Origin of the sequence: Elizabethkingia occulta, assembly GCF_002023715.1 — a bacterium.
GTDB classification, from domain to species: Bacteria; Bacteroidota; Bacteroidia; order Flavobacteriales; family Weeksellaceae; genus Elizabethkingia; species Elizabethkingia occulta.
The window spans coordinates 297,095-316,997 of sequence record NZ_MAHX01000005.1 but is presented as its reverse complement, the minus strand read 5'-3'; the positions used below and the strand labels follow the sequence as shown (position 1 = coordinate 316,997).

The 19,903-nt window shown below is 37.7% G+C and carries 17 protein-coding genes; 9 read left to right on the top strand and 8 right to left on the bottom strand.

The features are described 5' to 3' along the window. The first annotated feature begins 32 nt into the window (after positions 1–32). Genes BAZ10_RS03630 through BAZ10_RS03610 form a run of 5 tightly spaced genes read left to right on the top strand, consistent with a single transcriptional unit; the run spans position 33 to position 7,197 of the window. Positions 33–1,205: an efflux RND transporter periplasmic adaptor subunit gene (locus tag BAZ10_RS03630; protein ID WP_078770889.1), complete on the top strand. Its 1,173-nt coding sequence runs from the start codon at positions 33–35 to the stop codon at positions 1,203–1,205. 42 nt (positions 1,206–1,247) lie between these two features. Continuing rightward, positions 1,248–4,400: an efflux RND transporter permease subunit gene (locus BAZ10_RS03625; protein ID WP_078770888.1), complete on the top strand. Its 3,153-nt coding sequence runs from the start codon at positions 1,248–1,250 to the stop codon at positions 4,398–4,400. 3 nt (positions 4,401–4,403) lie between these two features. After that, positions 4,404–5,813, top strand: a complete 1,410-nt coding sequence (locus BAZ10_RS03620) for a TolC family protein (RefSeq protein WP_059155759.1) — start codon at positions 4,404–4,406, stop codon at positions 5,811–5,813. A gap of 27 nt (positions 5,814–5,840) precedes the next feature. Beyond that, entirely contained in the window at positions 5,841–6,242 is a 402-nt protein-coding gene (locus tag BAZ10_RS03615) for an LNS2 domain-containing protein (protein ID WP_009084664.1), read from the top strand. Position 6,243: 1 nt separating this feature from the next. Then, a complete protein-coding gene (locus BAZ10_RS03610; protein WP_078770887.1) occupies positions 6,244–7,197 on the top strand; it encodes a D-2-hydroxyacid dehydrogenase in 954 nt (317 codons plus the stop codon). A gap of 250 nt (positions 7,198–7,447) precedes the next feature. Here the strand turns inward: BAZ10_RS03610 and mscL are convergent, their stop codons facing one another. From mscL to yidD, 3 genes are all read right to left on the bottom strand, one after another. Beyond that, complete coding sequence (gene mscL, locus BAZ10_RS03605; RefSeq protein WP_078770886.1) at positions 7,448–7,885, bottom strand: large conductance mechanosensitive channel protein MscL; 438 nt, start codon at positions 7,883–7,885, stop codon at positions 7,448–7,450. A gap of 41 nt (positions 7,886–7,926) precedes the next feature. Continuing rightward, complete coding sequence (gene lgt / locus BAZ10_RS03600) at positions 7,927–8,772, bottom strand: prolipoprotein diacylglyceryl transferase (RefSeq protein WP_375600849.1); 846 nt, start codon at positions 8,770–8,772, stop codon at positions 7,927–7,929. A 407-nt stretch (positions 8,773–9,179) separates the two neighbouring features. After that, complete coding sequence (gene yidD, locus BAZ10_RS03595; RefSeq protein ID WP_059155761.1) at positions 9,180–9,419, bottom strand: membrane protein insertion efficiency factor YidD; 240 nt, start codon at positions 9,417–9,419, stop codon at positions 9,180–9,182. 89 nt (positions 9,420–9,508) lie between these two features. Here yidD and BAZ10_RS03590 point away from each other — a divergent pair, with 89 nt between their 5' ends. Beyond that, the gene (locus tag BAZ10_RS03590; RefSeq protein WP_078721663.1) at positions 9,509–10,789 is read left to right on the top strand and encodes a replication-associated recombination protein A; all 1,281 of its coding nucleotides are present in this window, start codon (positions 9,509–9,511) and stop codon (positions 10,787–10,789) included. Positions 10,790–10,868: 79 nt separating this feature from the next. Here BAZ10_RS03590 and pheA read toward each other — a convergent pair whose 3' ends face one another. From pheA to acs, 5 genes are all read right to left on the bottom strand, one after another. Next, positions 10,869–11,717, bottom strand: a complete 849-nt coding sequence (gene pheA, locus BAZ10_RS03585) for a prephenate dehydratase (RefSeq protein ID WP_059324305.1) — start codon at positions 11,715–11,717, stop codon at positions 10,869–10,871. A 91-nt stretch (positions 11,718–11,808) separates the two neighbouring features. After that, positions 11,809–12,879, bottom strand: coding sequence for an endonuclease/exonuclease/phosphatase family protein (locus BAZ10_RS03580; protein WP_078770883.1), 1,071 nt, complete (start codon positions 12,877–12,879; stop codon positions 11,809–11,811). Positions 12,880–12,882: 3 nt separating this feature from the next. Beyond that, positions 12,883–14,640, bottom strand: a complete 1,758-nt coding sequence (locus BAZ10_RS03575) for a discoidin domain-containing protein (RefSeq protein ID WP_078770881.1) — start codon at positions 14,638–14,640, stop codon at positions 12,883–12,885. Positions 14,641–14,793: 153 nt separating this feature from the next. Next, complete coding sequence (locus BAZ10_RS03570; protein ID WP_078770880.1) at positions 14,794–15,159, bottom strand: hypothetical protein; 366 nt, start codon at positions 15,157–15,159, stop codon at positions 14,794–14,796. 63 nt (positions 15,160–15,222) lie between these two features. Next, a complete protein-coding gene (gene acs, locus BAZ10_RS03565) occupies positions 15,223–17,139 on the bottom strand; it encodes an acetate--CoA ligase (protein ID WP_078770879.1) in 1,917 nt (638 codons plus the stop codon). Between the two features lie 326 nt (positions 17,140–17,465). Between acs and BAZ10_RS03560 the strand changes: the two genes are divergently transcribed. The 3 genes from BAZ10_RS03560 (at position 17,466) to BAZ10_RS03550 (ending at position 19,889) form a co-directional block, all read left to right on the top strand. Next, entirely contained in the window at positions 17,466–18,362 is an 897-nt protein-coding gene (locus BAZ10_RS03560; RefSeq protein ID WP_078770877.1) for an aspartate carbamoyltransferase catalytic subunit, read from the top strand. A 70-nt stretch (positions 18,363–18,432) separates the two neighbouring features. Then, positions 18,433–19,515 (top strand): carbamoyl phosphate synthase small subunit, encoded by a 1,083-nt coding sequence (locus BAZ10_RS03555; protein WP_034868226.1) that lies wholly within the window; start codon positions 18,433–18,435, stop codon positions 19,513–19,515. 11 nt (positions 19,516–19,526) lie between these two features. Beyond that, positions 19,527–19,889: a four helix bundle protein gene (locus tag BAZ10_RS03550; protein WP_078721666.1), complete on the top strand. Its 363-nt coding sequence runs from the start codon at positions 19,527–19,529 to the stop codon at positions 19,887–19,889. Positions 19,890–19,903 lie beyond the last annotated feature (14 nt).

Genomic DNA, 19,903 nt, shown 5'->3' with positions numbered 1-19,903 from the left:
TAAATTTGTTTGCTTGAAAACTAATATTTATTATGACGATAAAGAAAAATACACTTATCGCAGCATCAGGTTTGTTTTTGTTAACACTGAATGTTTCTTGCGGTAAAGGGGACCCAAAAGCGGCTGCGGCACAGCAGCAACAAAAACCTCAACCATACCAGTTTATAACAGTAGAACAAGGACCAGCCACAGTCTATGAAGAGTTTCCTGCACGTTTGCAGGGAAAACAAAATATTGAAATACGTCCGAAAATTGATGGATTTATAGAAGATATTTATGTAGATGAAGGTGCATATGTGAAGCAGGGACAGGCCCTCTTCAGAATCCGAAATCCACAGTATGAGCAACAGGTAAGGGTTGCAGAAGCAGCTATAAGAAGTGCACAGGCAGATGTTGCTACAGCTCAGATGCAGGTAACTAAGACCAAACCATTGGTAGATAAAGATATCATTTCCAAGTACGAACTTCAGGCAGCTCAGCTGGCATTGCAGGCAAAACAGGCTAACCTTGCACAGGCACAGGCTAATTTGACAAATGCAAGAGTTAACGAAGGTTACACAATGATTTCCAGTCCGGTAACAGGTTATGTCGGAACATTGCCATATCGTCATGGTAGTTATGTAAACAGCGCTACACAGGAGCCATTAACTACGGTATCTAATATCGGAAGTATCTATGCTTATTTTTCAGCTAACGAAAAAGAAGTATTAGAATTCCTAAAGCATTCAACAGGCGGAAGTATTACAGAAAAACTTAAGAATGCACCTAATGTTAGTTTAGTTTTATCAGATGGTAGTGAATACAAAGAAAAAGGAAGAATCGAATCTATGAGTGGTCAGGTAGATCCTCAGACCGGATCATTTATGATGCGTGCTACCTTCCCTAATGAGAATGGGCTTATCAGAAGCGGATACAGTGCTACGTTAAAGCTTCCTACCTATCTGGAGAAAGTAATTATTATTCCACAGAAAGCTACTTACGAAATGCAGGGTAAAACCTTTGCTTATATAGTAGGAGCAGACAACAAAGTAAAATCAACAGAAGTTAAAGTAGTTCGTCTTCCGGATGGTGTAAGCTATGCCGTAGAATCGGGACTGAAAGCTGGTGATAAAGTTGTTGTGGAAGGAGTTGGTATACTGAAAGACGGAACTGAAATTGTTCCTAAACAAACCAGTCTTACTGCTGTTACTCCAAAAGCTAACTAGTATTAATCATAAGGGATAACCCTTATAATCTCATTTAAAATTATGTTTAGAAAATATATAGAAAGACCGGTACTCTCTACCGTAATATCTATTATCATTGTGATATTAGGTATTTTGGGTATTGTGAGTCTGCCGGTATCTCAATATCCTGACATTGCTCCGCCTACTGTAGTGGTAAATGCCAACTATATGGGGGCAAATGCGGATGTGGTACTAAAGAGTGTTATCATTCCGCTGGAAGAGCAGATTAATGGTGTGGAAGGGATGACCTACATGTCTTCCTCAGCAACCAACGAAGGATCAGCTTCTGTTTCTGTATTCTTCAAGCAAGGGGTAAATCCTGATATTGCTGCGGTAAACGTACAAAACAGGGTTTCCCGTGCCAACAGCTTACTTCCCCGTGAAGTAACGCAAGCCGGAGTAACAGTTGTAAAAAGGCAGAGTTCCAACGTATTAATTTATACACTGAAGAGTGATAATCCACAATACGATCAGGTATTCTTACAGAACTACATCAACATCAATATTATCCCCAGAATGAAAAGGGTAAACGGGGTTGGAGATGTAACCGTATTCGGAACAAAAGATTACTCTATCAGAATCTGGTTGGATCCTGATAAAATGGCTGCTTACGGTTTGGTTCCAAGTGATATTGGTGCAGTCCTTAACGAGCAAAACATTGAAGCCGCCCCAGGTAAAATGGGAGAGCAGGGAAAACAGAGTTTTGAATACACACTAAAATATAAAGGTCGTCTTACCAGTACAGCTGAGTTTGAAGATATAGTATTAAAAGGAAATATTGGCGGACAAGTCTTAAGACTTAAAGATGTTGCCAAAATAGAATTAGGAGCTCAGGATTATTCAGGAAATACCTTTACAGACGGACAGGCAGCGATCGGAGTTGCTGTTGCACAGACAGCAGGTTCCAACGCTCAGGAAGTTATCAATGGTTGTGTAGCCGTATTAGACAATGCTTCAACATCTTTCCCTAAAGGGATTACCTATACAACAATGGTAAATGCCAATGAATTTCTGGATGCTTCAATTGATAAAGTACTTCATACTTTATTTGAAGCCTTCATCCTTGTATTCATCGTTGTATTTATATTCCTTCAGGACTGGAGATCTACATTGATTCCGGCGATTGCTGTACCAGTAGCTATTATCGGTACATTCTTCTTTCTGAATCTTTTCGGGTTTACAATTAACCTACTTACCCTGTTTGCATTAATTCTTGCAGTAGGTATTGTGGTGGATGATGCTATTGTCGTCGTCGAGGCTGTCCATTCCAAATTAGAACAAGGTGAAAAGTCGCCTAGGCGTGCAGCTATTTCTGCAATGAATGACATCTCCGGAGCTATTATCAGTATTACACTTGTAATGTCTGCCGTATTCGTACCGGTAAGTTTTATTAGTGGTTCTGCAGGGGTATTCTATAAGCAGTTTGGTTTAACATTGGCAATTTCCATTGTATTATCAGCAGTAAATGCATTAACGCTGAGTCCGGCACTTTGTGCGATATTCCTAAAGCCCCATACAGAGCATGGTGAAGGGCATAAAAAGAATATTATGCAACGTTTCTTTGCCAACTTCAATACTGCGTTCACAGCAACGACAATGAAGTATACCCATGGTGTTAGTTTCCTTTTGAGGAGAAAATGGCTTACACTGGTAGCTTTATTAGCCTTCGCAGGATTATTTGGCTGGCTGATGGTCTCTACACCAAAAGCTTTTGTGCCGAGTGAAGATATGGGTGGTATATTCTCGGATATAGCATTACCATTGGGTGCTTCACAGGAGAGAACTGAAGAAGTACTATCACAGATTGAGAAAGTAGTATCAAAAATGCCTGAAGTAGATCATATTATGAAAATTTCCGGAAGGGGGATGATTAGTGGTACAGGTAGTAACTACGGAATGGTAATTGTAAAGCTGAAACCATGGGCACAGAGAACTGGTAAAGGTGAGTCTCAGGATGCTGTACTTGGTAAATTGTATGCACAGACAGCGGGAATAAAGGATGCACGCATTATTTTCTTCGGAAGACCTACGCTTCAAGGGTTTGGTAATGCTGCAGGTTTCGAAATGCAGCTTCAGGATCAGAAAGGAGGTACAATTGATGATCTGAATAAAGTAACCAATGATTTTATCGATGCTCTAAAGAAAAGACCAGAAATACAAAATGCTTATACCTCATTTAACCCGAACTTCCCGCAATATCTTATCGATGTGGATGTCGCATCTATTAAGAATGCAGGTTATTCGGTATCAGATGTACTAAGCGTTATTCAGGGATACTTTGGTGGGGTATATGCTTCCAATATTAACCTATTCGGAAAACAATACCGTGTAATTTATCAGGCACCACCTAACCAAAGAGCAAACGTAGAAAGCTTTGATGTTATTAAAGTAAGAAGCAGTACTGGCGCTATGGCTCCTGTTAGCAGATTTGTTACCCTGAAAAGAGTATACGGGCCACAGAGTATAAGCCGTTTCAACTTATTTACATCAGTTACGGTAAATGGTACACCAAATCCGGGATATAGCTCTGGTGATGCTATCCAGGCTGTTCAGGAAGTTGCTGCACAGGTAATGCCTTCTGGTTACGGATATGAGTTCTCTGGTTTAACAAGAGAAGAGATGAGTGCAGGTAGCCAAACGGTTATCATCTTTGCACTATGTTGTATCTTCGTATACTTCCTTCTTTGTGCTCAGTACGAAAGTTATATGCTTCCGTTTGCTGTAATGTTGTCATTGCCATTCGGTTTGGCTGGAGCATTATTCTTTACCTGGATTACCGGAACATCAAATAACATTTATACTCAGATCTCCCTTATCATGCTTATCGGGCTACTGGCGAAGAATGCGATTCTTATTGTAGAATTTGCCCACGCAGCCAGATTGAAAGGATTATCAATTGGTAAAGCTGCATTGAGAGGAGCGCAACAAAGATTACGTCCGATCCTTATGACATCTTTCGCTTTTGTATTTGGTCTTATACCATTGGCTATTGCGGCAGGAGCCGGAGCAGTAGGTAACAATGCTATTGGTATTGCGGCGATCGGAGGGATGCTTTTCGGAACAATCTTCGGGGTATTCTTTATACCAGTATTATTTGTCGTATTCCAGTTCTTACACGAAAAGATTTCTATTAAGAACGAAGAAAGTGCGGATGTACCAAAACTAACAGATTAAAACATGAAAAGAATAAATAATATATGGCTTTTTGCAGGTGCTGCGTCGATGCTGGTTGTTTCATGTAAAGTAACCGATCCGTACCATAAACCTGAAATTTCAAATGAAAAGCTAAACCGATTATATGGTAAAGAAATCAATGCTCAGGATAGTTTGTCTACTGCAAACGTATCCTGGGATAAGATTTTCACGGATGCCAATCTACAGAATATTATCAGAAAAACAGTTCAGAATAATCTGGATCTGAAAATTGCAATTTCCAGAATTCAGCAATCTGACGCTTATTTCAAACAAAGTCAGATGGCCTTTTTGCCAACTATAAACGGAGGTCCGACAGCTACGATCTCAAAAAATAGTCCGGCAGCACAGGTTAATCCGCTTTTCCCTACACATCATATTGAAAACTTTCAATTAGGTATTAATACCGGTTGGGAAATCGATGTTTGGGGTAAGCTGGCTTCTGCTAAAAGAGCTGCTTATGCAACACTTTTATCCAGTGATGCATCCAAAAGAGCTGTTCAGACCCAATTGGTAGCACAGGCAGCTACGCTTTATTATCAGTTGTTGGCTTTTGACAAGCAGCTTGAAATAACCAATCAGACTATCGATATCAGAAAGAAACAACTTGAAACCATTAAGGCACTAAAAGAAGGTGCAATCTTAACGGGAGCAGATGTTGCTCAGAGTGAGGCCAATTTATATGCTGCACAGGTTTCGGTTCCGGATATTGAACTGAATATTAAAACCACCGAAAATGCGCTGTCTCTGCTGATGGGTGAGCCGCCTTTGGAAATTGAAAGAAGCAGCATAGACGGGCAAGCTGTTTACTCAGATCTGAAAACAGGAGTTCCTTTACAAATGGTAAGAAACAGACCGGATGTACAGATGGCAGAGTATAACTATCAGCAGGCATTTGAAGCTTTAAATGTGGCTAAAGCTGATGTTTTTCCTGCACTTAATATTACTGCAGCATTTGGTTTGTCTTCTTTGAAAATAAAGGATTTATTCAGAGACTCATTTATGTATTCAGCCAGTGGGGCTCTTAGCCAGGTTATTTTGGGAAAAGGAACCAAAAGAACACAGGTTAAGGTTTCTGAAACTCAGAAAGAACAGGCTTACCTTACTTATGAGAAAAGTGTGATTACAGCCGGAACTGAAGTATCTAATGCACTGTATTCGTACCAGATGGCTGTAGCTAAAGAAAACACCAGAAAGCAACAGATTGAAACACTTGCCAAGGCAGTAGATTTCAATATGGAGTTGCTAAAATATACTTCTAAAACTAATTATACCGATGTATTAACGTCTGAGCAGAATTTACTGGCAGCACAACTTGCCGGAGTAAATGATAAACTGCAACAGTTGGTGGCTTCTGCTAATTTTTACAGAGCCGTAGGAGGAGGACAATTTTAAGCGAGATATGAACGTTAAACTAAAACTATGGAACTAGAATTCAAAGACCATCTTAGCCCGATGCTGAAAGATGGAGTAATCAATTATCTTATTGATATTGACGGAACAATTACGGACGATGTCCCTAATGAGGAACCGGAGAGGATGAAAACATGTAAACCATTTCCGGATGCACTTGCAACTATCAACAGATGGTACGATGAAGGGCATCAGATTTGCTTTTTTACATCCAGAACCGAGGACTTACGGGAGATTACCGAGACATGGCTGAGAGATAATGGATTTAAGTTTCATAGTGTTCTTTTGGGCAAGCCGAGAGGTGGAAATTACCACTGGATAGATAATCACCTGGTAAAGGCTACACGCTACAAAGGAAAGTTTACAGATATGATAGAAAAGAAAGTGAAAATAAAAGTTTTTAAAGATTAATATGAAAAAGATTTTAGCCAACGACGGGCTTTCAGGGAGTGGAATAAAAAAACTAATTAATTATGGCTTTCAGGTCATCACAGATAAAGTTCCGCAAGAAGAACTAATCTCCTACATTAATACCAATCAGATGGATGTTTTATTAGTGCGCAGTGCTACAAAGGTACGCAAGGATATTATAGACAATTGCCCTTCTCTTAAGATTATTGGCAGAGGAGGGGTCGGAATGGATAATATAGATGTAGAATACGCCAGAGAAAAAGGAATAAAAGTAATTAATACTCCGGCTGCATCTTCTGAATCTGTTGCCGAGCTGGTATTTGCTCATTTATATTCCGGAATTCGTTTCCTTTATGATTCCAACAGAAAAATGCCGGATTCAGGAAATACTGAATTCGAAAAGCTTAAAAAAGCTTATGCTGGTGGTATAGAGTTGCGTGGTAAGACAATAGGAATTATTGGTATGGGCAGAATTGGTATTGAAGTAGCGAGAATTGCTCTTGGACTTCGTATGAAAGTTATTGCTGCCGATACATTTGTAGGAAAAGCAAATATCGAAGTAGATTTCTATAATGGTCAATCTATTAACGTAGATATTATTACCGAACCGATTGAACAAATATTAAAAGAAGCAGATATTATCACATTGCACGTTCCTGCGCAGAAAGGTTTTGTAATCGGGAAAGAGCAACTTGACATGATGAAAGATGGTGTAATGCTTATAAATTGTGCCAGAGGTGGTGTTATAGATGAAGAAGCGCTGATTGAAGCTTTGGATTCAGGTAAAGTACGCTTTGCCGGTCTGGATGTATTCGAAAATGAGCCAGCTCCTTCAGATAAGATATTAGCACATTCTAAGATTTCTTTGTCTCCGCATATCGGGGCAGCTACATTAGAAGCTCAGGATCGTATTGGAGAAGAATTAGCGGATCAGATCAACGAAATTCTATCTTAAATACATTCAGTATAAAAATACAAAAGGCCGGAAGTTTTCTTTCGGTCTTTTTGTTTTAAAAATTAAAAACATACAAACCTTATAGGTTTCCAAAACCTATAAGGTTTATTTAAAAGAAAGTTAGGATTTATTTGCTGTTTAAATTTTTTGAACTTTTGTATTAGTTTTATAGCCCTCACCATTAATAAAACCACACACAAAAAAGGCCGGAATATATTCCGGCCTTTCTTTATCTGATAAGAAGAATAAATTAGTTCTTCTTTAATTGATCGCGAATTTCCATCAATAACTTGTCAGTAGAAGATGGTTCTGCTGCAGGTTCGTCTGCTTGTTTCTTTTTCATTTTATTAATACTCTTGACCATTAAGAATACTACAAAAGCTAATAGTAAGAAATTGATAGCAACAGTAATAAAATTACCATAAGCAAAAATTGCTGCATCCGGAGCTATTTCTTTAGCCTTAGCCAAAGTAGCGCCTGCAGGGATGAGCTCGGAGCCTTTTCCCATTGCAAAATAAATACTGCTGAAATCAGGTTTGCCTGCAATAGCAGCAACAATTGGCATTACAAGGTCATCGATTACACTGGTAACAATTTTACCAAATGCTCCACCAATGATTACCCCTACTGCCAGATCAAAGGCATTGCCTTTAATTGCAAATTCTTTAAATTCTTTTATAAATCCCATAGTGCTTTGTTTATTATTTGTACAACAAAAGTAATGAAAAATTATTTTTCCAGTTTATTTTTTTTAGAATAAAGCATAATGGCAAAGCCTGCAAGCATAAACGGAATACTTAATACCTGTCCGGTATTAAGACCTGCAAACTGGATAAATTCATCTCCCTGAGGTTCCTTAAGGAACTCTACAAAGAATCTGATAGCCCAAAGGATAATGAAAAATAAACCAAATAACCATCCTTGCTGATATTTCTTATCAGTCTTACGGTAAAGGTACCAAAGAAGGATAAATAAAAGAACATAGCCTATAGCTTCAAATAACTGGCTAGGGTAGCGTGGTACTGTAATACCATATTCGCTGCTTTGCTGTGGGAATAGTATAGCGAAAGGAGAATTTGGGGCTACCTGCTTCCCGATAATCTCAGAGTTGAAGAAGTTACCCATTCTTACAAAAGCACCACCTAAAGCAACTACAATACCAAGCCTGTCATAAACCCAGAAAGGATTCTTTTTGATAATTTTATAGGAATAGTATAGTGTTGTAAGGATTAGGGCTATTGTAGCACCATGGCTGGCAAGACCGGAGAATCCGGTAAATTTGAATTCCGGCTTTGTCTGGATAGGCAAAAATACAGACCAGAAGTCTTGTTTGAATAATTCTGGCTGATAGAAAATGACGTGTCCTAAACGAGCTCCTAGTATGGTACCAATTAAAGTCCATGTGAAAAGAGGATCCAGATATTTCTGGTCTACACCATCTATCTTGAATATTCTCTTCATCAGGATATAACCAAATCCAAAGGCAAAAACGAACATTAAGCTGTAGAAGTGTAATGTAATAGGGCCTAACTTAAATCCTACAGAAGGATCCCATATTTTATATGGAGTTTCCAATTCAGCTTTTGCTCCTTCTTCTATGTCATTCTGTGGATTTAGAGGCTTATAGAAATATTTGTAATCCTTTGGATTACTGTTGTCTGCTGGCTGGAATTTTTTATTTAAAAGCTTGTAGCCTTTAATTTTATATTCCTCGAAAACCGGAGTAGAAGCATACTCATTTATAGAGCTGTTCAGAATAATCAGAATGTTACTGTTTTGGGTTTTCTGAGCGAAACTTCCGAAATCTCTGCCGGATGTAGTGGCAAAGATTTTCACAGGAATTTTTTTCTCTTTATTTACAATCAGTGTTCCGTCGGATAATCCGTCAGTGTGATTCTGAGAGAATAACCCCTGAGCGAACAACGCAAAAACGAATAAGTAGATTCTTAGAAGAATATTGTTCATTTATAGATAGTTTATTATTAACATTTATGTTTCTTGGGAACAGGGTCGTAGCCACTGCCGCCCCATGGATGGCAACTTAGTATTCTTTTGGCACCCAGATAACCTCCTTTAAACAGGCCGTGTATCTTTAATGCTTCAAGTGTATATTGCGAGCATGTAGGGGTATATCTGCAGTTTTTTCCCAACCATGGTGATATAGCATACTGATAAAATCTTATCAGCATAACGAAAGGGAAAATCAGTATTTTATTTAACATTCTCGACTTTAATACTCACAAAAATAGGCGAAATTTCTGTAAATTTGGAAACTTAAAGCATTAAATATTATGCTTTCTATTCTGATTTCATGAGCACAAATATCCCTTTAGCAGAAAAACTGCGACCAAAGAATTTAGATGAAGTTATCGGGCAGGAACATTTAACCGGTCCAAACGGTCCTATACGTAAAATGGTAGAGCATGATACGCTGAATTCTATTATATTCTGGGGACCTCCGGGAACAGGAAAGACAACACTTTCAGAGATTATTTCTGAGAATTCCGGAAGGAAATTTTTCAAACTTAGTGCTGTGTCCTCTGGTGTTAAAGATGTACGTGAAGTTATAGAGCAGGCCAAGCAGCAGAATCTTTTCTCAGGCAAAAGTCCAATTCTGTTTATCGATGAGATCCACAGGTTCAATAAGAGTCAGCAGGACAGTTTGTTACATGCCGTAGAGAAAGGTTGGATTGTTCTGATCGGAGCAACGACTGAAAATCCTAGCTTTGAAGTAGTCTCTGCATTGCTGTCAAGAAGCCAGGTTTATGTTTTAAAGGCTTTAGACTATGAAAAGCTTGAAGGCCTTGCAGATGTTGCTGTTGAAAGATACAATAAGGATTCCGGAACAAAATTCAGCTTAAAAGATAAAGCTGCATTTATCCAGTATTCCGGTGGTGATGCCAGAAAGCTTATTAATTCTGTCGAAATCGTACTAAATCAGTTTCTCCATAGTAAGAAGACAGAAATTGAAAATGAAGATGTACTAAGTGTCCTTCAGGAAAGTATGGCGCTCTATGATAAAAATGGAGAGCAACATTATGATATTATCTCTGCCTTTATAAAATCGATAAGAGGTTCTGATCCTAACGGAGCTGTCTATTGGTTGGCCAGAATGTTGGTAGGAGGAGAGGATATTAAATTCATTGCCCGCAGAATGCTTATTTCTGCTTCAGAAGACATAGGTTTGGCAAATCCTAATGCTCTTATTATGGCTAATAATTGTTTTCAGGCCATCAATGTCATTGGTAATCCGGAAGCGAGAATCCTTCTAAGCGAATGTGCGGTATATCTGGCAGTGTCGCCAAAGAGTAATTCGGCTTATATGGCAATTAATGATGCCATGAGCTTGGTGAAACAAACTGGAAATCTTCCGGTGCCACTACATTTGAGAAATGCACCTACCAAATTAATGAAAGAAATGGATTACGGAAAAGAATACAAATATGCTCATAGTTATGAGGGTAGTTTTGTAGATCAGGAGTTTCTACCTGAAGAGATTTCCGGAACGAAATTCTATAATCCGGGAAATAACTCTACCGAGAAGAAAATAGATGCAGAGCAGGAAAAGAAGTGGAAAGGGAAATATAAATAAATTTAGAAGTTAGAAGTACGAATTTAGAAATAAGAATATTCTTGACTTCGTACTTCTAACTTTGTCTTTCCTACTTACACTAGCTTTCCAGCATGTATTCTGAATAGTGGCCTAACGGTTTTATATTAGCACCAATACTTTCCAGTTCTTCAAACGAATTTTTAATCAATACCTCCTTCCAGGGACCATCGATATTGATGAAGAAGAAGTAGTTTCCTAAACCAGTCTTAAGGGTTCTGGATTCTATCTTGCTAAGGTTTAGTTTTCTCCATGCAAAAACAGACAATACCTGATGCAAGCCTCCGGCATGATCTTCAGGAAGTGTTATTAGAAGACTTGTTTTCTCTGTTACCTTTGGCAGTTCGGTTACCCAATCAGCTTTTTTCTTAGAAATAACGATGAAACGGGTATGATTTTGTTCAAAATCCTGAATGTTGCTATTGATGATTTTTAAACCATATAATTTTGCTGCAAACGAATTTGCTACCGCCGCAATTTTGCGTTCGGGAGTTTCTGAAACTTTTTTAGCTGCAGCAGCTGTTGATGCAAATTCCTGTTTTACTACTTCAGGATAATTCTTATTCAGAAAGTGATAAGACTGTGCAAGTGCCTGCGGATGTGAATAAATCTTCTCAATTTCTTCACTGTTATCATGAGAAGGATGAATCATAAGCTGGTGCGAGATTGGCATTACAGCTTCAGCTTCTATAACAATATTACTGGTGTCATACAGATAATCCAGAGTCATAGAAACAGTTCCTTCAATAGAGTTTTCCAAAGGAACTACAGCCTTGTCTACCAAATCATTTTTAACCGCCAGAAAACAGTCCAGAATACTGGATTGTGGAATTAGTTCTTCATTTGGAAAAATTTGGGTAGCAGTTAACTGAGTAAATGATGCTTGAGGCCCGAGGAATGCTATTTTCATAGGACAAATGTATGGATTTATCTGTTTTTTCAGAAAACTTTAGGGTAATTTATTTAACTATTTACTTTTATGTAAATCAAAATGTTTGTTTTTAATTATTTGCATCTCCTTTCTCCAAACCGTCTTCAATTTTTTCCTGTGCTTCTGCATGATCTTCAGCACTAGCATCAAATTTTTCACTCTTGTCCTGCGATCTTATGACCAAAGAAAGACTAATAGGAAAGTGATCGGAGTCAACAGATTTTTCGACTTTCATATTGACTAAACGGAAATGTGGACTAATAAAAAAGTGGTCAAGAGGCCATCTCAGAAACCAGTATTTTGCATGAAAAGTATTGTACATTCCACGGCCTCTGCGGGCATCTAATAATCCACTTGTTTTTAGGAACAGTTTTGTAGTGTGCGACCAGGCAACGTCATTCAGATCACCAAAGACAATAGCAGGTTTTGCATACTCTTTTGCCTGTTTACCTACCAGAAGAATCTCGGCATCTCTTTCAGTACTTTCTTCATTTTCCTGCGGAACCGGAGGAGTGGGATGTATACCATAAAGTCGTACCACATTGTTGTTATATTCTACATCTGCAATGATCGAAGGAATCTCTTTACTGACCAGATATTTGACTTCTGAATATAATAATTTTAACTTCGAGTAAAACAATAGACCGTAAGTGTTATCTAACGGTACTTCAATTTTATAGGTGTATTTATCTGTGGCTTTTTTCAGGCCGGTTTTCCAGTGGTTATCTGTTTCCAAAAGAAATACAATATCCGGATCTTTAGACTCAATTAGTTGACAAAGCTTTGCGTGATTGGTGTTGTCCTGATAGACATTACAAACCAATAAATTCAATGGCTTTTCTTCAGGCTTCGGAATTGTTCTGTTAATCATTTTCTTGCCTAAAAAGGTATAGGGAAGAATGAGATAAACGAGATAGAGAATACATAAAATCTGAAGTCCTAAAAGGACTTTCTGAAAATTATTAGGCTCCCGAAATATGAAAAACCAGGCTATTATAAGGATAATAAGAATAACGAATTTTTGAAATCTTGGGTAATCAAAAATCCGAAATGTCCAGTAATCATTTTTAATAAACGGAATCAGCACGCTTGCAACTGCCAATACCGATAAGATTTCTAAAATTATCTGTAATATAGCCATTGTCTATTCCGATTTCATTACCGGAGTTCGTTCCGAAATACCATTAGCATTAAAAGCTTCAATTTGGAAGTAATAAGCATCACTCTTATCGGCTCCAGTAAAGTAATATTCATTCTTACCATATACCATAATACTTCCGTATAATTTGTCCGGAGATTTACCAAAATAAATAACATAACCATCTGCCAGATCATTCTGTTTCCATTTAAACCATACGCTTCTTCTGTCAGCATTTTTTCTTGGTTCTGCACGCAGCGCAACAAAGTTTTCTACTGCCGATGGTTTTTCTCCGGTACCTTTACCAAACACCCGGAATCCACTTAAGGCAAACTTTCCGGTAGGCATTTTCAGGTTTTCCATTTTCAGAAAACGTGCTTTCACCGGAGTTTCCAACTCAACATAATCGTGCGGTACATCTTTTTGATTTTTACTTTTGTCTACAATTGTTTTCCAGGATTTTCCATCATTAGAAGCATAAATTTTATACTGATGCATCTTGTTCAGTGTTTTACCTAAAAACTCTGCATCCTGATCGGCATAATTGATCTGTATGGCGTTGACTGTAGAGATATCACCTAAATCTGTCTGGTACCATTCTCCTGCATTCCCGGTTTTTGCACTCCAATAGGTTTTAATGTCTTCATCTACTGCAAGATTTGGCTGGAATCCACCTAAAGTCGAGGAAACCTGAACGGGTTTCTGGTAATTTAGCAGCATCCATCCGGCAAAAAGTCCTTTGCTGAAGTCTTTTCCCTGTGCGTATTGTGGAAGGTAAGTAGGATAGTCACCATAGGCTGTATTGGTATACATCACATCATCTTTGTCGAATCCGGCAGGCCAGATACCCATTCTCCTTTCAAAGTTATTTTTGGTTGATATAACTATGGTAGAAATATGCCACCAGTTTTTGTAATTATCCTCAAATGTAGCTCCATGTCCGGCTCCTCTGGCAAATCCGCCAGGTTTGTAAGAAAAAGGATTATGGCTTTGGTAGGTGAAGCCCTCTAATGGTTTGTCACTTACATAAACACCATCTCCGTAACCACTGAATTCCGTTCCCGGAGCGCCATATTGCAGATAATATTTTCCATTATGCTTGGTCATCCATGCACCTTCTATAAAAGGTGGTAAAAAGGTATTGTCATTATATTCTCCAAATCTTTCCCAGCCATGTTCTGATGGTTCTAATCCTAAAAGAGGTTTTACATAACCTTCAGATTGTAATGTTTTGGTGTTAATCTCTGTTCCCAGAATAGGATAGGCATTACTGGAGCCCCAGTATAGATAAAGTTTGTCTGTATCTTCATCATAATGGAAGGCAGGATCCCATGCACCTACTTTAAATTCTTTTACGGCAATTTCCCAATTGTCTTTAGTGGGATCTGTACTTTTCCAGATAGGGAAATCAGGATTGTGGGTCGAGCCAATAACATACATAGCATCTTTCATTACAAAGACAGCCGGTGCACACAATTCGTCATATACTTTATGTTGTGGAAGAAGGAATTTACGGGAGACAAATTTCCAGTTCAGCATATCGTCACTCCACCAGTAGCCCCACTGGTTTGTAGAAAACATAAAATATTTTCCTTTGAAAGTTACAATTACAGGATCGGCAGTAGCCCTGTGTTTTCCCTGTGTTGCAAAATTAGGAATAGGCGTGTAACCATAATCTACATTTACAGGATTGGCATAGGTTTTTTGCTGGGCTTTGGATATAAATACTGAAAGTATTGCTGCGCCGAAAAGAATCTTCTTCATAAAACTAGTATATGCAATCAAAGATAAAGGAAATCAGAATAATGTAAAGTATTAAAAATGCTGATACATGAATTTTGTTGTTAAATAGAATGTTCATAAACAAAAACCGCAGGATTTTTCCTGCGGAGTAGTTCATTAAGAGTAGTAAAAAAATTAAGATTTAACTTCAGATCCCATCCCTTCACTTGAAGATTTAAACTTAAGATCGGGAAAGCTATGAATCTGATATTTATTTCTTACATCGATTTCTTTTTTCAGATTTTCATAACTTTTAGCTTCATCTATGGTCATATTTTCAAACCAATAAACTTTTAGCACATTATTCTGATCGAAAACCTGTTTAGCTTTTTCAGCATCACTGTCGGTTCTGATCACAACGCTGGCCATATAGTTAGCATTCACATCTTCGTTCAGATATACAATATAATCTGAATTACTAAATCCGGAGTTTTCCAGATCGGTCTCCAGTTTTTTGTAGTCGCGTTGATTATTAAATAATCCGGTTATGATATTAGACATGGCAAAGATTTTTTTAATCCTCTATAAAGTTATTAAAAAATATTATATAATAGTAATAAAATATTATTCAATACGTTCGTTCTTTATTTCTTCTACAATTTCAGGATTTAATAGTGTTGAAATATCCCCAAAATTGCTGAAATCCCCTTCGGCAATCTTTCTTAAAATCCGTCTCATAATTTTTCCTGAACGGGTTTTCGGAAGTGCAGATACAAATTGAATTTTGTCCAGTTTGGCAATTGGACCAATGCTATCAGCAATCAATAAGTTGATTTCTTTTTTAAGATTATCCTTATCGCGATTTTCACCAGTTTCCTTAAGGATTACATAGCCATAGAGAGCATTTCCTTTAATATCATGAGGGTAACCGACAATTGCAGATTCTGCAACTGCGGGGTGAAGGTTGATGCTGTCTTCAATTGGAGCGGTGCCCAGATTGTGCCCCGATACGATAATAACATCGTCTACACGTCCTGTAATACGGTAATAGCCAACTTCATCTCTTAATGCACCATCACCTGTAAAATACTTACCAGGGAAAGCTGAGAAATAAGTTTCTTTATAACGTTGGTGGTCTCCCCAGATTGTACGCGCGATTCCGGGCCAGGGGAATCGGATACAAAGATTACCGGTAACCTGGTTTCCGGTAATTTCGTTACGCTTATCATCCATTAGTACTGGCTGAACTCCCGGAAGTGGCAAAGTTGCGTAGGTAGGTTTAGTCGGTGTAACAAATGGGATAGGGGATATCAGAATGCCTCCAGTCTCAGTTTGCCACCAGGTATCTACAATCGGGCATTTTTTCTTTCCTACATGGTCATTGTACCAGTGCCATGCTTCATCGTTAATTGGTTCACCAACAGAACCTATAACTCTTAGGCTGCTAAGGTCATGTTTGTCCACCCATTCGGAATTTTCTTTGGCCAAAGAACGTATAGCTGTTGGCGCTGTATAGAATTGTGTTACTTTATGCTTCTCCACTACCTGCCAGAAACGGTCTGCTTCCGGATAGCTGGGAACTCCTTCGAAAATAATAGTGGTGGCACCATTACACAAAGGACCATATAATATATAAGAGTGTCCTGTAATCCAGCCTATATCTGCTGTACACCAATAAATATCATTTTCCTGATAATCGAATACATTTTTGAAAGTATAAGCAGTATATACCATATAGCCGGCACATGTATGCAGCATACCTTTAGGTTTGCCTGTTGAACCGGATGTATAAAGTATAAATAAAGGATCCTCAGCATCCATTACTTTAGTAACAAAATCTGAAGATGCTTTTTCATAATAATCATCTAACCAGAAATCTCTTCCTTCTTTCATTTTAACTTCAGTGTTGGTGCGTTTTACCACCAATACTTTATCAATGTCTGTTTCATGATTATCCAAAGCCTCATCCACAATACCTTTAAGGTCAAGTGCTTTGTTTCCTCTGTAACTGCCATCCGAACATACAATTACTTTTGCACCACAATCCTGTGCTCTGGAAGCTATAGCTGAAGAGGAGAAGCCTGCAAAAATAACAGAATGCACAGCGCCCATCTTTGCACAAGCAAGCATTGTTACTGCCAATTCCGGAATCATAGGTAAGTATATGCATACACGATCGCCTTTTTGTACTCCCATTTCAGTTAGCACATTGGCCATTTTGCATACTCTTTCATGTAAATCTTTATAGGTAATATGCTGAGCCTCTTCTTTAGGATCATTGGGTTCCCAGATTATAGCTGTTTTGTCTCCTCTTTCATTAAGGTGTCTGTCCAGACAGTTTTTGGTAATATTTAGTTTTGCATTTTTAAACCATTTGATGTCGGCCTCTTCCATATCGTATTCCAGAACCTTGCTCCATCTTTGGTACCACACGAAGTTTTCGTCAGCAATTTTGTCCCAGAATTTTTTAGGGTTTTTAATGGATTTCTTATACTGTTTAAAATACTCAGGAAGGTTGTGCACCTTATAGTTGTTACTCATGGATTATAGATTTTTGTTTTTAATCAATTCGAAGAAGAAAGTTAGTGATTTTTCAGTAATTCCAGATATAACTTTTCTGTTAATATGCCTTTCAAGCGGATAAATCTTTTATAGCCAATATTTATGATAAAATTTAACCTTTTTTAAGGAGTATTATTTGTTTAGCATTAAAATTTTGTTGTATATTTGCACCCAATGGAAACATTGCACCCTACTATACAAGTACAAAACGTGAAATTTGATGGCTTACCAGCCATAAAGATATTTATTTTTTAAAACGAAGGCTTTTTGGTCTTCGTTTTTTTTATGTTTAAACTATAGATAATATGCTAACAATAACCGAACTAAGTACAGAAAAGATTGAAAAAATTCTCGAAGAAGCTGCTGAATTTGCTAATGGTAAACAAGCTAAAATTGTAGGTGATTGCTTTTGCGCAAATATGTTCTTCGAAGACAGTACCCGTACCAAAACAAGTTTTGATATGGCTGAAAGAAAACTAGGGCTACAGGTTGTACCTTTTGAAGCAATGACAAGTTCGGTCAATAAGGGAGAAAGCTTATATGACACTGTAAAAACAATGGAATCTATAGGTGTAAACCTTGTGGTAATTCGTCATAAAGAAGATCATTACTTCGATCAGTTGGAAAATATCAATATTCCGATTATTAATGGGGGAGATGGTAAGGGAAATCATCCGAGTCAGTCAATGCTGGATTTGTTAACAATCAAGCAAGAGTTTGGAAGCTTTGAAGGATTAAAGGTTGGTATCGTAGGTGATGTAAAGCATAGCCGTGTTGCTAACTCAAATGCTCAGGCTTTAAGGAAACTGGGGGCAAGAGTTAGTTTTTCAGGTCCATCCAAATGGTTTGATGAAGGGGCTATTATCAATGGTACTTATCAACCCCTGGATGAGCTTATAAAAGATGTGGATGTACTAATGCTTCTTAGGATCCAGCATGAAAGGCATGATGATAAGATGAGCTATACAGATGCAGAATACCATAAGAGATATGGATTGACATTAGAGCGTGAGAAAACAATGAAGCCTGATGCTATTATTATGCATCCGGCTCCAATCAACAGAGGTGTTGAAATAGATGATACATTGGTAGAATGTAAACGTTCCAGAATTTTTACTCAGATGAGGAATGGTGTTTTTGCAAGGATGGCGATTTTAAAAAGCGAACTTGAAGCGAAAGGATACACATTCAAGACTATATAAAAACTAAGGAGATAATTTAATATAAAAATATAGTGTACAGCAGACATTGTACATTATACAGGAAAATAAAATGAAGAAAAAGCTAATATTAGAAAGCGGCGAAGTTTTCCACGGGGTGGGATTCGGTGCCAATGTAGACACAGAAGGAGAAGTAGTTTTTAATACCGGTATGTCCGGCTATCAGGAACTTATTTCAGACCCTTCATATTGTGGTCAGATCGTATGTATGACATATCCGTTAATTGGGAATTACGGTATCAACAGAGACGATTATGAGTCTATCGAACCTGCTATGAAAGGATTAATTGTGAAAGAAGTTTGTGATTTCCCTTCTAATTTCCGTAGCCAAATGGATCTGGATGAATTCTTTAAGCACAAAAACTTAAGCGGAATTTCCGGAATCGATACCAGAAAGCTAACGAGACTTATCCGTAGCAAAGGGGTTGTTAAAGGAAAAATCGTAGATGAGAATGCAGATGAACAAGCTGTTGTTGAAAAGCTAAAAGCAACAACATTCCCAACTAACCAGATTGAAGCTGTATCTACCAAAACCAATTATGCAAGCCCGGGACGTGGATTAAAAGTAGTTTTAGTAGACTTTGGAGCAAAACTGGGAATTCTTAGAGAACTAACTCAGAGAGATTGTGATGTAACAGTAGTATCTCAGGATATCACAGCTGAAGAAATCATGATGATTAACCCGGATGGGATTATGTTGTCTAACGGTCCTGGTGACCCGGAAGATGTACCACATGCTCTTGAAATGATCAGAGGTCTTTTAGGAAAAGTTCCAATCTTCGGAATTTGTATGGGACATCAGCTGATAAGCTTAGCTTGTGGAGCGAAGACATTCAAATTAAAATTTGGTCACAGAGGAGGAAACCACCCTGTATTAGACCTTAAAACAAATAAAGTAAGCATTACCTCTCAAAACCATGGTTATGCTGTAGATCAGGAATCTTTAAAGAATACTGATCTTGAAGAAACTCATATAGCACTAAATGACAGAACCAATGAAGGTGTAAAACACAAAATACACCCTTGCTTCTCGGTTCAGTACCACCCGGAAGCTAGCCCAGGTCCTGAAGATGCAAACTATCTATTTGATGAGTTTATCAGTATGATGTACCAATTTAAAAATGTATCAGTTTAACAATAATTAAAATGATTAATTTCGAAAACAATCCTTTAATTGAAAAGACAGTTAAATTCTCTTTAGATATTATAGAGTTCTGTGAGTTATTGGAAAGTAAAAAGAAATTTGTTATTGCTAAACAATTATTACGTTCTGGAACAAGTATTGGCGCAAATTCTTTCGAAGCGCAAAATCCATATAGTAAAAAGGATTTTGTCAATAAGATGAAATTAGCAGCCAAAGAGCTTGAAGAAACAAAATATTGGCTATATCTGTGTAAACACTCTGAACATTATCCATTCAATGAAAATTTAGAGACGCAGATTATAGAAATTGGAAAAATTATTTATAAAATTTTAAGCACAAGTTTATCAAAAGAAAATGGTGAATAAATACTGTTACACTG

Bases quoted from the DNA above. Each gene is read 5' to 3' on its own strand.
- BAZ10_RS03630 (WP_078770889.1), top strand. From the start codon at position 33: ATGACGATAAAGAAAAATACACTTATCGCAGCATCAGGTTTGTTTTTG.
- BAZ10_RS03625 (WP_078770888.1), top strand. From the start codon at position 1,248: ATGTTTAGAAAATATATAGAAAGACCGGTACTCTCTACCGTAATATCT.
- BAZ10_RS03620 (WP_059155759.1), top strand. From the start codon at position 4,404: ATGAAAAGAATAAATAATATATGGCTTTTTGCAGGTGCTGCGTCGATG.
- BAZ10_RS03615 (WP_009084664.1), top strand. From the start codon at position 5,841: ATGGAACTAGAATTCAAAGACCATCTTAGCCCGATGCTGAAAGATGGA.
- BAZ10_RS03610 (WP_078770887.1), top strand. From the start codon at position 6,244: ATGAAAAAGATTTTAGCCAACGACGGGCTTTCAGGGAGTGGAATAAAA.
- mscL (WP_078770886.1), bottom strand. From the start codon at position 7,885: ATGGGATTTATAAAAGAATTTAAAGAATTTGCAATTAAAGGCAATGCC.
- yidD (WP_059155761.1), bottom strand. From the start codon at position 9,419: ATGTTAAATAAAATACTGATTTTCCCTTTCGTTATGCTGATAAGATTT.
- BAZ10_RS03590 (WP_078721663.1), top strand. From the start codon at position 9,509: ATGAGCACAAATATCCCTTTAGCAGAAAAACTGCGACCAAAGAATTTA.
- pheA (WP_059324305.1), bottom strand. From the start codon at position 11,717: ATGAAAATAGCATTCCTCGGGCCTCAAGCATCATTTACTCAGTTAACT.
- BAZ10_RS03580 (WP_078770883.1), bottom strand. From the start codon at position 12,879: ATGGCTATATTACAGATAATTTTAGAAATCTTATCGGTATTGGCAGTT.
- BAZ10_RS03575 (WP_078770881.1), bottom strand. From the start codon at position 14,640: ATGAAGAAGATTCTTTTCGGCGCAGCAATACTTTCAGTATTTATATCC.
- BAZ10_RS03570 (WP_078770880.1), bottom strand. From the start codon at position 15,159: ATGTCTAATATCATAACCGGATTATTTAATAATCAACGCGACTACAAA.
- acs (WP_078770879.1), bottom strand. From the start codon at position 17,139: ATGAGTAACAACTATAAGGTGCACAACCTTCCTGAGTATTTTAAACAG.
- BAZ10_RS03560 (WP_078770877.1), top strand. From the start codon at position 17,466: ATGCTAACAATAACCGAACTAAGTACAGAAAAGATTGAAAAAATTCTC.
- BAZ10_RS03555 (WP_034868226.1), top strand. From the start codon at position 18,433: ATGAAGAAAAAGCTAATATTAGAAAGCGGCGAAGTTTTCCACGGGGTG.
- BAZ10_RS03550 (WP_078721666.1), top strand. From the start codon at position 19,527: ATGATTAATTTCGAAAACAATCCTTTAATTGAAAAGACAGTTAAATTC.